At 57.0% G+C, this 13,889-nt stretch carries 16 protein-coding genes; 7 read left to right on the top strand and 9 right to left on the bottom strand.

Features of this window, described 5'->3' with window-relative positions:
* Positions 1–56: 56 nt before the first annotated feature.
* The 3 genes from KHQ23_RS03260 to tilS are packed head-to-tail and all read left to right on the top strand — an operon-like array spanning position 57 to position 4,013.
* Positions 57–2,210 carry a lysine decarboxylase LdcC gene (locus KHQ23_RS03260; RefSeq protein ID WP_002889384.1) on the top strand — a complete coding sequence of 718 codons (2,154 nt, stop codon included), beginning with the start codon at positions 57–59 and terminating at the stop codon, positions 2,208–2,210.
* 46 nt (positions 2,211–2,256) lie between these two features.
* The gene (locus KHQ23_RS03255) at positions 2,257–2,646 is read left to right on the top strand and encodes a VOC family protein (protein ID WP_002889387.1); all 390 of its coding nucleotides are present in this window, start codon (positions 2,257–2,259) and stop codon (positions 2,644–2,646) included.
* A gap of 53 nt (positions 2,647–2,699) precedes the next feature.
* Entirely contained in the window at positions 2,700–4,013 is a 1,314-nt protein-coding gene (tilS, locus tag KHQ23_RS03250) for a tRNA lysidine(34) synthetase TilS (RefSeq protein WP_004177351.1), read from the top strand.
* Positions 4,014–4,026: 13 nt separating this feature from the next.
* Here the strand turns inward: tilS and rof are convergent, their stop codons facing one another.
* Both rof and KHQ23_RS03240 read right to left on the bottom strand, forming a co-directional pair.
* The gene (rof, locus tag KHQ23_RS03245) at positions 4,027–4,287 is read right to left on the bottom strand and encodes a Rho-binding antiterminator (protein ID WP_002889424.1); all 261 of its coding nucleotides are present in this window, start codon (positions 4,285–4,287) and stop codon (positions 4,027–4,029) included.
* Positions 4,274–4,474, bottom strand: coding sequence for a YaeP family protein (locus KHQ23_RS03240; protein WP_002889429.1), 201 nt, complete (start codon positions 4,472–4,474; stop codon positions 4,274–4,276). The genes rof and KHQ23_RS03240 overlap by 14 nt, the downstream gene beginning before the upstream one ends.
* 196 nt (positions 4,475–4,670) lie before the next feature.
* On the opposite strand from KHQ23_RS03240, the gene KHQ23_RS03235 reads away from it, so the two are divergent.
* The 3 genes from KHQ23_RS03235 to nlpE are packed head-to-tail and all read left to right on the top strand — an operon-like array spanning position 4,671 to position 6,367.
* Positions 4,671–5,216, top strand: a complete 546-nt coding sequence (locus tag KHQ23_RS03235) for a YaeQ family protein (protein WP_002889431.1) — start codon at positions 4,671–4,673, stop codon at positions 5,214–5,216.
* On the top strand, positions 5,213–5,626 hold the full coding sequence (gene arfB, locus KHQ23_RS03230; RefSeq protein WP_002889433.1) for an alternative ribosome rescue aminoacyl-tRNA hydrolase ArfB: 414 nt from the start codon (positions 5,213–5,215) through the stop codon (positions 5,624–5,626). Before KHQ23_RS03235 ends, arfB begins: the two co-directional genes overlap by 4 nt.
* A gap of 42 nt (positions 5,627–5,668) precedes the next feature.
* A complete protein-coding gene (gene nlpE, locus KHQ23_RS03225; protein WP_002889435.1) occupies positions 5,669–6,367 on the top strand; it encodes an envelope stress response activation lipoprotein NlpE in 699 nt (232 codons plus the stop codon).
* A gap of 131 nt (positions 6,368–6,498) precedes the next feature.
* Here the strand turns inward: nlpE and KHQ23_RS03220 are convergent, their stop codons facing one another.
* The 7 genes from KHQ23_RS03220 to metN form a co-directional block, all read right to left on the bottom strand.
* Complete coding sequence (locus KHQ23_RS03220; protein WP_020804215.1) at positions 6,499–7,341, bottom strand: YaeF family permuted papain-like enzyme; 843 nt, start codon at positions 7,339–7,341, stop codon at positions 6,499–6,501.
* Positions 7,342–7,400: 59 nt separating this feature from the next.
* On the bottom strand, positions 7,401–9,119 hold the full coding sequence (gene proS, locus KHQ23_RS03215) for a proline--tRNA ligase (RefSeq protein WP_020804213.1): 1,719 nt from the start codon (positions 9,117–9,119) through the stop codon (positions 7,401–7,403).
* Between the two features lie 112 nt (positions 9,120–9,231).
* The gene (gene tsaA / locus KHQ23_RS03210) at positions 9,232–9,939 is read right to left on the bottom strand and encodes a tRNA (N6-threonylcarbamoyladenosine(37)-N6)-methyltransferase TrmO (protein ID WP_002889441.1); all 708 of its coding nucleotides are present in this window, start codon (positions 9,937–9,939) and stop codon (positions 9,232–9,234) included.
* On the bottom strand, positions 9,936–10,343 hold the full coding sequence (rcsF, locus tag KHQ23_RS03205) for an Rcs stress response system protein RcsF (protein ID WP_002889443.1): 408 nt from the start codon (positions 10,341–10,343) through the stop codon (positions 9,936–9,938). The genes tsaA and rcsF overlap by 4 nt, the downstream gene beginning before the upstream one ends.
* A gap of 107 nt (positions 10,344–10,450) precedes the next feature.
* Positions 10,451–11,266: a methionine ABC transporter substrate-binding lipoprotein MetQ gene (gene metQ, locus KHQ23_RS03200; protein WP_002889445.1), complete on the bottom strand. Its 816-nt coding sequence runs from the start codon at positions 11,264–11,266 to the stop codon at positions 10,451–10,453.
* Positions 11,267–11,309: 43 nt separating this feature from the next.
* Positions 11,310–11,963 carry a methionine ABC transporter permease MetI gene (locus KHQ23_RS03195; protein WP_002889448.1) on the bottom strand — a complete coding sequence of 218 codons (654 nt, stop codon included), beginning with the start codon at positions 11,961–11,963 and terminating at the stop codon, positions 11,310–11,312.
* Positions 11,956–12,987, bottom strand: coding sequence for a methionine ABC transporter ATP-binding protein MetN (metN, locus tag KHQ23_RS03190; RefSeq protein WP_002889450.1), 1,032 nt, complete (start codon positions 12,985–12,987; stop codon positions 11,956–11,958). Before metN ends, KHQ23_RS03195 begins: the two co-directional genes overlap by 8 nt.
* A gap of 188 nt (positions 12,988–13,175) precedes the next feature.
* Here metN and gmhB point away from each other — a divergent pair, with 188 nt between their 5' ends.
* Positions 13,176–13,742, top strand: a complete 567-nt coding sequence (gmhB, locus tag KHQ23_RS03185) for a D-glycero-beta-D-manno-heptose 1,7-bisphosphate 7-phosphatase (protein ID WP_002889452.1) — start codon at positions 13,176–13,178, stop codon at positions 13,740–13,742.
* Positions 13,743–13,889 lie beyond the last annotated feature (147 nt).

Below are 13,889 nucleotides of genomic sequence, written 5' to 3'. Positions count from 1 at the left end.
GATGCGCTCGGGGGATTGCTATGATGCTTGACTTAGGTTAATACCAGGAGGAAAGCGTGAATATCATCGCCATCATGGGGCCTCACGGCGTCTACCACAAAGACGAGCCGATCAAAGAACTGGAAGCGGCGCTGCAGCGCCAGGGCTTCCAGACCATCTGGCCGCAAAACAGCGCCGACCTGCTGCAGTTTATCGAGCACAACCCGCGCATCTGCGGGGTGATCTTCGACTGGGATGAATACAGCGTCGATCTGTGCAGCGATATCAATCAGCTCAATGAATACCTTCCTCTGTACGCCTTTATTAACGCCCACTCGACGATGGATGTCAGCAGTCAGGATTTGCGCATGACGCTGTGGTTCTTCGAATATGCGCTGGGACTCTCCGAAGAGATCGCCACCCGCATTGGGCAGTACACCCGCGAGTACCTGGAGAATATCACTCCGCCGTTTACCCGCGCGCTGTTCAACTATGTCCAGGAGGGAAAATATACCTTCTGTACGCCGGGTCATATGGGCGGCAGCGCCTATCAGAAAAGCCCGGTGGGCTGCCTGTTCTATGATTTTTTTGGCGGGAATACGCTGAAGGCGGATGTCTCGATTTCGGTCACCGAGCTGGGCTCCCTGCTGGATCATACCGGCCCGCACCTGGAGGCGGAGGAGTATATCGCGCGCGCCTTTGGCGCCGAGCAAAGCTATATGGTGACCAACGGCACCTCGACGTCCAATAAAATTGTCGGCATGTACTCGGCGCCCGCCGGCAGCACCCTGCTGATTGACCGTAACTGTCACAAATCGCTGGCCCACCTGCTGATGATGAGCGATGTGGTTCCCCTGTGGCTGAAGCCGACCCGCAACGCGCTGGGGATCCTCGGCGGTATCCCCCGGCGCGAATTTACCCGCGACAGCATTCAGCAGAAAGTGCGCGACACGGGCGGGGCGCAGTGGCCCGTGCATGCGGTGATCACCAACTCCACCTACGATGGTCTGCTCTATAACACCACCTGGCTTAAGGAGACGCTCGATGTCCCGTCGATCCATTTCGATTCCGCCTGGGTGCCCTATACCCATTTCCATCCGATATATCAGGGGAAAAGCGGTATGAGCGGGGAGCGGATCCCCGGGAAAGTCATCTTCGAGACGCAGTCGACGCATAAGATGCTGGCCGCGCTGTCGCAGGCCTCGCTGATCCACATTAAAGGCAACTATGATGAAGAGACCTTTAACGAAGCCTTTATGATGCATACCTCTACGTCGCCGAGCTACCCCATCGTCGCGTCGATTGAGACCGCGGCGGCGATGCTGCGCGGCAACTCCGGTAAACGTCTGATCCAGCGCTCCATTGAGCGGGCGCTGGACTTCCGCAAAGAGGTGCAGCGACTGCGCGAGGAGTCGGACGGCTGGTTCTTTGATATCTGGCAGCCGGAAGCCGTGGATAAAGCCGAGTGCTGGCCGGTAGCGCCGGGCGAGGACTGGCACGGTTTCAAAGATGCCGATGCGGATCATATGTATCTCGATCCGGTGAAGGTCACTATTCTGACGCCGGGCATGGACGAGCAGGGGAATATGGATGAAGAGGGGATCCCGGCGGCGCTGGTGGCGAAGTTTCTCGACGAGCGGGGCGTGGTGGTAGAGAAAACAGGCCCCTACAATCTGCTGTTCCTGTTCAGTATCGGCATCGATAAAACCCGGGCGATGGGGCTGCTGCGCGGCCTGACCGAGTTTAAACGCGCCTACGATCTCAATCTGCGGGTGAAAAATATGCTGCCGGATCTGTACGCCGAAGATCCCGACTTCTACCGCAACATGCGGATCCAGGATCTGGCGCAGGGGATCCACCGCTTGATCCGTCAGCATCAGCTGCCGCAGCTGATGCTCAGCGCCTTTGACGTCCTGCCGGAAATGAAAATGACGCCGCATCACGCCTGGCAGCGCCAGATCAAGGGGGAGGTGGAAACTATTGAACTGGAGAACCTGGTGGGGCGGATTTCGGCCAACATGATCCTCCCTTATCCGCCGGGGGTTCCGCTGCTGATGCCGGGAGAGATGATCACCGAGGAAAGCCGGGCGGTGCTCGATTTTCTGCTGATGCTTTGCTCTATCGGCCGTCATTACCCGGGCTTTGAGACCGATATTCACGGCGCCAAGCGCGATGAGGACGGTGTGTATCGGGTACGAGTCTTAAAAAATGACGAAAGGCTTGCGCGTTAACGGCGCGCACGAGTAACGTGGCTGGCTTAACAGAAGGAGTTTAACCATGCTGGGTTTGAAACGGGTTCACCATATTGCCATCATTGCGACCGACTACGCCCGCAGTAAAGCGTTCTATTGCGATATTCTGGGGTTTACGCTGCAAAGTGAGTTTTATCGCGCCGAGCGCGATTCCTGGAAAGGCGATCTGGCGCTCAACGGCGAGTATGTAATTGAGTTGTTCTCGTTCCCGTTTCCGCCAGCCCGCCCCAGTCGTCCGGAAGCCTGCGGGCTGCGTCATCTGGCCTTTAGCGTGGATGATATCGACGCCGCGGTAGCCCATCTCACCGCGCATGGCGTGGAGTGCGAAGCGATTCGTGTCGATCCCTTTACCGGTAAACGCTTTACCTTCTTTAGCGATCCGGACGACCTGCCGCTGGAAATATATCAGCAGTAAATCTTGCCAGCGCGGCCCTGGCCCGGTAACGTGCCGGGCCATCACTTCTCGGTATGTTCGTGGATATGACGGCTGATATTGCGCATACGCTTCATCCCCATCGCCAGCTGCTGGTGGCCTTCAGCGGCGGTCTGGACTCGACGGTTCTTCTGCATCAGCTGGTGCTGCTGCGGGAACAGGATCCCTCGCTGACGCTGCGGGCGGTGCATGTTCACCACGGCCTTAGCGCCCACGCAGACGACTGGGTGGCGCATTGTCGGCAGATTTGCCAGCAGTGGCAGGTGCCGCTGGTGGTGCATCGCGTGACGTTAGCCCGGGGAGGGCTGGGCGTCGAGGCCCACGCTCGTGCGGCGCGCTATCAGGCCTTTCAGGATACGCTCAATGCCGGCGAGGTGTTAGTGACCGCCCAGCACCAGGACGATCAGTGCGAAACCCTGCTGCTGGCGTTAAAACGCGGCAGCGGTCCTACCGGCCTGTCGGCGATGGCGCCATCCTCTGCCTTTGCCGGCAGTCGACTACTGCGTCCTCTCCTCAATGAAACCCGCGAATCACTACGCCAGTGGGCGCTCGCCCATCAGCTGTCGTGGATCGAAGATGAGAGTAATCAGGATGATACCTATGACCGCAATTTCCTGCGCCTGCGGGTGATCCCGGTGCTGCGCGAGCGTTGGCCGCACTTTAGCGAGGCCGTCGCCCGCAGCGCCAGCCTGTGCGCCGAGCAGGAACAACTGCTGGACGAGATGTTGGCGGCGGAGCTGGCGTCGCTGGTGGCCGAAGATGGCTCGCTGGCTATCGCGCCGCTGGCGACGATGAGTCCGCCGCGCCGAGCGGCGCTGCTGCGTCGCTGGCTCGCCGGGCAGCAGGCGCCGATGCCCGCCCGCGAGGTGCCTGAGCGCCTCTGGCACGAGGTGGCGCTGGCGCGGGAAGATGCCAGCCCCTGTCTGCGGCTGGGGGAATTTACCGTCCGCCGTTTTCAACAGCGTTTGTACTGGGTGAAGTATCTTCCCGGTCAGACGGACAGCGTTCAGCGCTGGCCCGACTGGCGCCAGCCGCTGCGGCTGGCGGACGGTCTCGGCGAGCTGACGCTGCAGCCCGGCGGCAGGCTGCGCCCGCCGTCGGCGGATGAGCCGGTCACCGTCCGCTTTCGCGCCAGCGGCCACCTGCATATTGTCGGGCGCCATGGCGGACGCAAGCTTAAGAAGCTCTGGCAGGAGCTGGGCGTTGCTCCGTGGCGACGAGACACCACGCCGCTGCTGTTTTACGGCGAAACGCCGATTGCCGCAGCGGACGATCTGTTTGTGACCACAGAAGGTGAAGTGAAGGACGGGGAAGGGGTCAGGCTGATGTGGAGGAAAACGGGCGATTAAGCCCGTTTTTGATTCAGGATTCGCTCACCACCACGGTGCCGATTTCCGGGTGACTGAAGCTGGCGATTTTATCCAGGCGCAGCTCGCGGACGTTGCCGGCGAGTTCGACCACCAGATACTCGATATTTTTTCGCGAGATAAGATCGCTGGCCTTTGCCTGCAGCTGTTCGCCATCCTTCAGCGCCAGCGTCAGCACCAGGTGATGCTGGCAGGCCAGCTCCAGGTTGTCGTAATCATCGCAGTTAATGGGTTGATAAGTATCATTCATTGACATAATCGCTCACCAGTAAGTTTGCTGCCGCATAAGCGGCCTTTTCCCTGACTGACTCCGAAAGGGCCTCATCCGCCGCAATCTCATTCAATACTTTCAACACGCAACCCAGCGCATCCGGGATATACCCTAAGTCTCCGCTGGCTATTTCCGCATACCGCTTGCGTATTAACTCACAATAGTGGTCCACATGCCCTCCTGTCAGCGTTCTGACTCAACCGTGGGATGCAAGTTTAAGCCTACGAAGATAAACTCTGTTTAGCAAGGGAACTATATCATAGTCATTTAAGCAATTTCAGCAGGATGAAACAGGTTGCTGCGATTGACGACAGCCTTTTGCCGCCAGTTTCGCTACAATGTACGCCATTCTTTTCAGGAGTTTATTCATGGCGCTGAAAGCGACAATATATAAAGCTGCGGTAAATGTAGCCGATCTGGATCGCAACCAGTTTCTGGATGCTAACCTGACGCTGGCTCAGCATCCGTCAGAAACCCAGGAGCGCATGATGCTGCGCCTGCTGGCATGGATCAAATATGCCGATGAACGGCTACAGTTTACCCGCGGTCTATCGTCGGATGACGAGCCGGAGCTGTGGCTGCTTAACGATCATCTCGGGGTCGATCTGTGGATCGAACTGGGTCTGCCGGATGAGCGGCGGATTAAGAAAGCCTGCTCACGGGCGCAGGCGGTGGCGCTGTTTGCCTATAATAGCCGGGCAGCTGAAATCTGGTGGCAGCAGAATCAGAGCAAGCTTGCGGCGTACCCGAAGCTGACCATCTGGTATCTTGATGATGCGCAACTGGCACTGCTTAGCGCCTTTGCCGACCGTACCATGACGCTGCAGGCCACTCTGCAGGAGGGCAGTATCTGGTTATCCGACGCTCGGAATAATCTGGAAATTCAGCTTACCGCCTGGCAAGCGTCGGCATGATTACTATTAGCCGCAGCGTAGCCCTTGCCGACGACGAAATCGTCTTGTCAGGCATTCGCGCCCAGGGAGCAGGGGGGCAGCATGTAAACAAAGCGTCGACGGCGATCCATCTGCGCTTTGATATTAAAGCTTCAAGCCTGCCGGAGTTTTATAAAGAGCGCCTGCTCGCCGCCAGCCACCACTTAATTTCTGCTGACGGTGTGGTTATCATTAAGGCTCAGGAATACCGCAGCCAGGAGATGAACCGTGAAGCGGCGATCGCCCGGCTGGTGGCCCTTATTAAAGAATTAACCGCAGTGCAAAAAAGTCGCCGGGAGACGCGACCGACTCGGGCATCGAAAGAGCGACGCCTTGCTTCCAAGGCACAGAAGTCCTCAGTCAAGGCGCTGCGTGGGAAAGTTCGCCAGTGAAGGCGTCGGCGAACGGGTGAAATGGATGATAAGGAAAGCAAAGTGAAGAAAATCGTATTCTCCGTGATAGCGGCCTGTTCGCTGTTCGCGCTGTTTGGTTGTAACCATCGCGCCGAGACTGACACGGTCCAGCCAGCGGCGATGGAAGAGCTCAAGCCGATGCAGCAAAGCTGGCGAGGCGTGCTGCCTTGCGCGGATTGCGAAGGTATCGACACCTCGCTGTTCCTGGAAAAAGACGGGACCTGGGTGATGAATGAGCACTACCAGGGCGCCCGTCGTGAGCCGTCATCCTTTGCCTCGTACGGCACCTGGGCACGTACCGCGGATAAGCTGGTGCTGACCAACAGCAAGGGCGAGAAATCTTACTTTCGCGCGAAAGGCGACAAGCTGGAGATGCTCGACCGCAACGGAAGCCCCATTCAGTCTCCTCTCAACTATACCCTGGAGCCAGTGAAGGCCAGCCTGCCGACGACGCCGATGGCGATGCGCGGCATGTATTTCTATATGGCCGATGCGGCAACCTTTACCGATTGCGCGACCGGTAAACGCGTCGCGGTGGCGAACAATGCCCAGCTTGAGCGGGATTATGCCGCCGCGCGCGGGACCGATACTCGCCCGGTACTGCTGGTGGTAGAAGGGCACTTTACTCTCGAAGCGAACCCGGATACCGGCGAGATGATGAAAACGCTGATGACGGATCAAGCCGGCAAATTTATTCCCGGTAAAGACTGCAGCCATTGATTGTCTGGCCCCTGTCCGGGTAACGGGCAGGGGATGATCCCGCGCAGTACCACCTACTAACTCCTGTTATTAGCCCTGTCACATCAAGAGTGAGCGTGGATCTGGCTGGCGGAAAAGCGTCAATCGTTTCTTTACTCCGCACCGTCCTTCGGTTTGTTCAGCCCCACCAGCTTACCGGCCTGAAGATAAACTCCCAGTTTCAAATGCCCGACATACTGGAGCTGCGTTTCGGGTTTAAACGTGGCGACGTCTCCTTCCCGCATGTGCAGCAGATCGGAAGGACTGATCCACGCCGCCTGCGCGAGCGTCAGCGGATGCCCGGCTCGGACAAAGGCCTCGCTGACAAACTCCGAGCAAAACCACGCTTTCTTGTCGCCGCTTGCCGCATCGCCCAGCTGCGCTTTGGCCAGGCCACTGACGCACTGCTGGCGAAAGTCTCGTGAGAAGGGGTTGAGCGAGCAGAGCGGTTTGGTGACCATATAAGGGATAAACTGAATAATGCCGCGATAGTTATACCCGCTGTCTTTGACCTGCCAGGCAAAACTTTTCATCGTCGTTGCCTGGTCCGGCGTCAGGTCAGGCACCCTGAGAGCAAAGAGTTTATCGCTGTGCGCCAGCGCCTGCTGAAGGGTAATCACTTGTACGCCGGCACCGGTGGCTTCCGCAACCTGACCTTCGCCAACATACAGCGCGACGTGGCTTACGGAAGAGGCGCTGAAGGCGCGGATCCCAAGCGATGTGACGCCCAGGCTGGAGGAGAACAGCAGGTCGCCGGAGCGCAGGTCGCTTTCGGCGATTTCGCGCAGTCCGCTGCCGGCAATCGAGCTTTGACGCTGGAGGGTAACAGCCCAGGATGATGAATGGTCATCGGCAGCAGATGTGGAAGGCGAGCTGCGGCCGACGTCCAGGGTACAGGCGGTAAGCAGGAGCAGGGCAAAAGTAAGCAGTCCGCTGCGGATGAGATGTGCAGTCATTGGTACTGTCCTTGTAAAAAAAAAGGCCCTGACATCCGTTCAGGGCCCTGAGGTGGGGGTTAGCCTTTTATCGCTTTAACCAGATATTCCACAATATCTCCGGTCTTAATCAGCTGCTTCTCACCGTTGCGACGATACTTGTATTCGATATCATCGTTGTCGAGGTTACGATCGCCCAGCACGATGGTGTGCGGGATACCGATCAGCTCCATATCGGCGAACATCACGCCCGGACGCTCTTTACGATCGTCCATCAGCACTTCAATACCCTGGGCGCTCAGCTCGGCGTACAGTTTCTCCGCCAGCTCCTGCACACGGTAAGACTTGTGCATGTTCATCGGCAGGATCGCCACCTGGAACGGCGCAATCGCATCCGGCCAGACGATGCCGCGATCGTCAAAGTTCTGCTCAATCGCCGCCGCTACCACGCGAGTCACCCCGATACCATAGCAGCCCATGGTCAGGATCTGGTTACGGCCATCTTCGCCCTGGACCGCGGCTTTCATCGCCTCGGAGTACTTCGTCCCCAGCTGGAAGATATGACCCACTTCGATACCGCGCTTAATAAGCAGGGTACCTTTACCGTCCGGGCTCGGGTCGCCGGCGACGACATTACGGATGTCGGCCACTTCCGGCGTCGCGACATCGCGGTCCCAGTTGATGCCGAAGTAGTGTTTGCCATCGATGTTGGCGCCAGCGGCGAAATCGCTCATCACCGCTACAGTACGGTCGATAATCACCGGAACCGGCATGTTCACCGGGCCCAGGGAGCCCGGACCGGCGTTCACCAGGGCGCGGATCTCTTCTTCGGTGGCGAAGGTCAGCGGGCTGGCGACCTGCGGCAGTTTTTCCGCTTTCACTTCGTTCAGCTCGTGATCGCCGCGCACCAGCAGGGCAACCAGCGGGGAAGCGCTATCTTCAACCGCTTTCACCAGCAGAGTTTTCACGGTTTTTTCGATCGGCAGGTTGAACTGCTCCACCAGCTCGGCGATGGTTTTGGCGTTCGGCGTATCGACCAGGGTCATTTCCTGGGTGGCGGCTGCGCGCGGCTCTTTCGGCGCAACGGCTTCCGCAAACTCGATGTTTGCCGCGTAGTCGGAGCTGTCGGAGAAGATCACATCGTCTTCGCCGCTCTGCGCCAGCACCTGGAATTCATGAGAGGCGTTGCCGCCGATAGAACCGGTGTCAGCCTGTACCGCGCGGAAATCCAGCCCCATACGGCTGAAGATTTTGCTGTAAGCGGCATACATCGCGTCGTAGGTTTCCTGCAGCGATTCCTGCGAAGTATGGAAAGAGTAGGCATCTTTCATCAGGAATTCACGGGAGCGCATCACCCCGAAACGCGGGCGTACTTCGTCGCGGAATTTGGTCTGGATCTGATAGAAGTTCAGCGGCAGCTGTTTATAGGAGTTCAGCTCGTTGCGGATCAGATCGGTAATGACCTCTTCGTGGGTTGGGCCGAGGACGAACGGACGATCGCCGCGATCGGCAATGCGCAACAGTTCCGGGCCGTACTGCTCCCAGCGCCCGCTCTCCTGCCACAGTTCAGATGGCTGAACGACCGGCATTAACACCTCGATCGCACCGGCGTTGTTCATTTCTTCACGCACGATGTTTTCGACTTTTTTCAGGACGCGCACGCCGGTCGGCAGCCAGGTGTATAACCCGGAGGCCAGCTTGCGGATCATCCCGGCGCGCAGCATCAGCTGATGGCTGATTACCTCGGCGTCGGCAGGTGTCTCCTTCAGAGTGGAGAGCAGATATTGGCTAGTACGCATGTTGTAACGGTTCCAGTTAAACGAGCGGAACAGGCTGGTTGCCCAGCCTGAAACAAAAAAAGTGGTTTAGTTTACCAGTGTGGCAAAGATGCCAAAAGAGAGGAAAATAAAATTAGCGCGCTTCGAGGGCAAAGACTTCAAAACCGGAGGCAGTCACCCGCCAGCGGACGTTGAAATCCAGCAGCCAGACGGCATACGTTTTTCCCGCTTGTTCCTCTTTTCGGTAGGCCGGACGCGGATCCTGCGCCAGCACCTCGCGGATAAACGCTTTGATATGTGGGTAGCGTTTTTCCAGCGTGAGTAACTGTGCGTCTATTTCCGGCGTAAAGCTGACGTTCATACCCGCCAGCGGCGCCTGCTGTGCATAGCTGGCGCTGGCGTCCGGCAGGGCTTCGGCGAAAGGAAGATACGGTTTGATATCAACCACCGGCGTCCCGTCGACGAGATCGAGGCTGCCGAGTTCCAGTATTACCTGATCTTTCTGACAGCGAATGCCCTTGAGCTCAACGAGCGACATGCCGATGGGATTAGGGCGAAACGTTGAACGGGTGGCGAAGACGCCCATCCGCGCATTGCCGCCCAGTCGGGGAGGTCGCACCGTCGGACGCCAACCGCCTTCCATTGTCTGATGAAACACAAACAGGATCCACAGATGGCTGAAGCTCTCCAGGCCACGCACGGCGTCGGCCTGGTTATAGGGCGCGACCAGATGGAGTTCTCCGCCGCCGTGTTTCACCAGGCCTGGCTGGCGAGGAACGGCAAACTTCTCTTTATACGGCGAACGGATGACGCCTATTTGCGCGAACTGAAATGCGCTCATTGCGCCGAGACGTTAAGCGCTGAACCCAGGCAAACGGCCTGACGGTAGCAGCCTGGCGTACCGCTGGTCACTTCGCAGCGGTGAAGCAGGACGGCATTGGCTTTCATACGCGCGGCATTAATTTGCAGGCGCTTGCGCGCGGTGGGGATATTCGGCGGAGAATCCTGATTCGAAGCCTGGCAGGACTCGCCAGATACTTCACCCAGATCGCGGAACGGTTTACCAACCAGCTCTGACGCATCGGTGTAAATACGTACTGGGGCCGGGCGGGTGGCGCGCGGTTTGCTCGGCTCAGATTTAACCGGCGGGGTTGCAGTGCTTTGAGCAGGCTCAACGGGAGATCTGCTTAGCATGGAACAACCGCTTAACATGAGTGCTAACAAACAGATCGGTAAAGCACGCATAGTATTTCCTCAATGAATAAAAAACAGGGCGTTATTGAATCAGGTGCTTGCATAAATGACAAGACGGGCGTGAAGCCCGTCCTGAATGATATTACGGTGAGAAAAGATTACCAGCCTTTCACGGCACCGCCGTTAAAGATCTTGTTTGCTGCTTCGTAAACTTCATCGCTCTGGTAAGCCTGAACGAATTTTTTCACATTCTCAGCATCTTTATTGTCTTCACGCGCCACAATCAGGTTCACGTAAGGAGACTCTTTACCTTCAACAAAGATGCCGTCTTTCGCCGGGGTCAGGCCAATCTGGCTGGCGTAAGTGGTGTTGATAACGGCCAGCGCAATCTGCGCATCGTCCAGGGAACGCGGCAGCTGCGGCGCCTCCAGTTCAACAATCTTCAGGTTTTTCGGGTTCTCGACGATGTCCAGCGAGGTCGGCAGCAGGCCCACGCCGTCTTTCAGTTTAATCAGACCTACCTGCTGCAGCAGCAGCAGAGAACGACCGAGGTTGGTCGGATCGTTAGGGACGGCGATCTGTGAGCCCGGCTGCAGTTCGTCCAGCGATTTGATTTTCTTCGAATAACCCGCGATCGGGTAGACGAAGGTGTTACCGACAGCCACCAGCTTATAGCCGCGGTCTTTAATCTGCTGATCGAGATACGGTTTATGCTGGAAGGCGTTCACGTCGATATCGCCTTTGCTCAGCGCTTCGTTCGGCAGAACGTAATCGTTGAAGGTCACCAGTTCTACGTCAAGGCCATACTTCTCTTTTGCTACTTTCTGTGCAACTTCAGCGACCTGCTGTTCCGCCCCGACGATAACGCCGACTTTAATATGATTCGGATCTTTTTCATCCTGACCGCAACCCACCAGCGCCAGAGAACCGATTAACGCGCCAACTGCCGCAAAAGTTTTGAAATTAAAGGCCATGTTATTTCCTTCCTGTAAGAATGAGTGTTGTCTGCCAATAACGTTATTTGTGAGTCACAGCCCGGACGATGCGATCGCCAGAGAATTGAATTAAATAAACCAGAACAACCAGCAATACCAGTACGGTATTCATCACGGTGGCGTTATATCCAATATAGCCATACTGATAACCAATCTGACCCAGGCCACCGGCGCCCACCGCGCCGCCCATTGCGGAATAACCCACCAGCGTGATGAGCGTGATGGTGGCGGCGTTGACCAGACCCGGCAGTGCTTCAGGTAGCAGGACTTTGCGCACGATCTGCAGCGGCGTGGCGCCCATCGCGCGGGAGGCTTCAATAAGGCCGGTGGGGATCTCCAGCAGGGCGTTCTCCACCATGCGGGCGATAAACGGCGCGGCGCCAACTGTTAATGGCACAATCGCTGCCTGCAGGCCGATAGAGGTACCGACGATCACGCGGGTAAACGGAATCATCCAGACCAGCAGGATAATGAACGGGATGGAGCGGAAAATATTCACCAGCGCCGACAGCGTACGGTACAGTTTGGCATTGGCGACGATTTGCCCCGGACGGGTAACGTACAGCAGCACGCCCACCGGCAGGCCGAGGACAAAACCGAAGAAGCCAGAGACAAAAGTCATTGCCAGCGTTTCCCATACGCCGCGCAACAGCAGCCACATCATTGCCTCAGACATAACCCAATACCTCTACTTTTACATGATGTTCCTGCAGCCAGGCGATGGCCGCCTGAGTGTCTTCCTGTGTACCGTGCATTTCGGTGAGCATGATGCCGAACTTCACCCCGCCGGCATAATCCATCTGCGCGCTGATAATGTTGTTATTCACGTTGAAGCGACGCGCGGTTTCAGAGAGCAGCGGCGCATCGACGGAGTGGCCGGTAAATTCCATGCGCAGCATCGGTACGCTATCCGCTGTGGCGGTAGGTTTCAGGCGCGCCTGATAGTCATCCGGAATATCGAGGTGCAGAGTGGACTGAATAAACTGCTGAGCCAGCGGCGTCTTCGGATGGGAGAAGACTTCGCTCACGGTGTCCTGCTCGATCAATTGACCATTACTAATGACCGCCACGCAGTCGCAGATACGTTTAACCACGTCCATTTCATGGGTGATCAACAGGATGGTCAGCCCCAGGCGACGGTTAATGTCTTTCAGCAGTTCGAGAATGGAACGGGTAGTGGCCGGATCCAGGGCGCTGGTGGCTTCATCGCACAGCAATACTTTAGGATTGCTGGCCAGCGCGCGGGCAATCGCCACGCGCTGTTTCTGGCCGCCGGAGAGGTTGGCCGGGTAGCTGTCGTGCTTATCACCCAGACCGACAAGATCCAGCAGCTCCGTGACACGGCGTTTGATTTCAGCCTGCGGCGTGTTATCCAGCTCCAGGGGTAATGCCACGTTGCCGAAAACGGTCCGCGAGGCCAACAGGTTAAAATGCTGGAAAATCATGCCAATTTGACGGCGAGCGCGGGTTAGCTCTTTCTCCGACAGGGCAGTCAGTTCCTGACCGTCAACCTGTACGCTGCCTTCGGTCGGGCGCTCCAGCAGGTTCACGCAGCGAATCAGCGTACTTTTACCGGCGCCGGAGGCACCGATGACGCCGTAAATCTGTCCGGCAGGGACATGCAGGCTGACGTTATTCAGCGCCTGAATGCTGCGATTCCCCTGCTGGAATACTTTGGTGATATTGGAAAGTTTAATCATCAGTTATTTATTATCGTTTAGCCGTTTGCCGTGGCATTTTCTTCTGCCGTATCCAGGCGATGCCTGGCAATGAAATGGATGTTAAGGCATCCAGACGTCTAAATCAATCTGACTCTTTATAATGAGCACTTTCTTGCATGCGGAAACATGCGATACTAGCGGCACTAGTCTTTTTCAGGAGCAAACCGGTGGCAAAGTCAGTACCCGCAATTTTTCTCGACCGTGACGGCACTATTAATGTCGATCATGGCTACGTCCACGAAATCGACAATTTTGAATTTATCGATGGCGTCATTGACGCGATGCGCGAACTAAAAGAGATGGGCTACGCGCTGGTGCTGGTCACTAACCAGTCCGGTATTGCCCGCGGTAAATTTACCGAAGCCCAGTTTGAAACGCTGACCGAATGGATGGACTGGTCTCTGGCAGACCGCGGCGTCGACCTCGACGGTATCTACTATTGCCCGCATCACCCGCAGGGTGCGGTTGAGGAGTACCGCCAGACCTGTGATTGTCGTAAACCGCATCCGGGGATGCTGATTTCCGCCCGCGACTATCTGCATATCGATATGGCTGCTTCTTATATGGTAGGGGACAAACTGGAAGATATGCAGGCGGCAGCGGCTGCGGATGTCGGGACTAAAGTACTGGTGCGCACCGGTAAGCCCCTGACTGAAGAAGCGGAAAAAGCGGCGGATTGGGTGCTAAATAGCCTGGCAGAGCTGCCGGCGGCGATTAAAAAGCAGCAAAAATAAGCGTTGCGTTTAAAAGATGAGCGGTTGAAATAAAATTGTATTTTTCCGCTTGTCATTCCCGGAGAGCTCCCTATAATGCGCCTCCATCGACACGGCAGATGTGAATCACTTCACACAAACAGCCGGTTCGGTTGCAGAGAAAAATCC

This window comes from Klebsiella sp. 64 (assembly GCF_018223915.1).
In the GTDB taxonomy this organism is placed as follows: Bacteria; Pseudomonadota; Gammaproteobacteria; order Enterobacterales; family Enterobacteriaceae; genus Klebsiella; species Klebsiella pneumoniae.
The sequence above is the reverse complement of the archived record's forward strand: the minus strand, read 5'-3'. Positions and strand labels throughout refer to the sequence as shown.